The organism is Enterobacter sp. RIT637, assembly GCF_019718755.1.
Taxonomy (GTDB): Bacteria; Pseudomonadota; Gammaproteobacteria; order Enterobacterales; family Enterobacteriaceae; genus Enterobacter.
Map to the genome: position 1 here is coordinate 1 of NZ_JAIHAZ010000103.1, position 613 is coordinate 613.

At 60.4% G+C, this 613-nt stretch carries 1 protein-coding gene; it reads right to left on the reverse strand.

Features of this window, described 5'->3' with window-relative positions:
* On the reverse strand, positions 1-613 hold a 613-nt coding region (locus tag K5E19_RS23415; protein ID WP_409334614.1), incomplete at both ends, for an ABC transporter permease subunit.

Here is a 613-nt window from a genome sequence, read left to right on the forward strand (position 1 = left end):
GGAGAGTAGGCCGCTCATGCCGTAAACAAACAGCAGCACCAGCCAGACCTTGATGCCGGTCAGGCGCGCCGCCTGCATGTTGCCGCCCACCGCGTAGATGTGGACGCCCAGCGTGGTGCGGCGCAGGATGAACCAGCAGATAGCAATGACCGCCAGGGCGATCACCACCAGCCACGGAATCGGGCCGAGGTAGTTATTGCCGATCCACTCGAAGCTGATGTTGGAGTTAATCACCGTCGTGCCGTCCGCCAGCAGGTAGGCCGCGCCGCGCAGCGCCGTATAGGTCCCGAGCGTCACGATAAAGGGCGGCAGTCCGGCAAAGGCCACCAGCGCGCCGTTGAACAGGCCCAACACCATGCCGAGCATCAGCGCGGCCGGAATGGAGAGCATCGCAAATTCAGGAATAAGCGAGACCACCATCGCTGCAACCGCCGTAGTACCCAGAATCGAGCCCACGGAGAGGTCAATCCCGCCGGTTAAAATGATGAAGGTCATTCCCGCCGCCAGCACGATGTTGATCGACGCCTGGCGGGTAATATTGAGCAGGTTGCTCTCGGTGAAGAAGTTAGGGGCGATAAAGCCAAATACCGCCACAATGAGGATAAGAATCGGC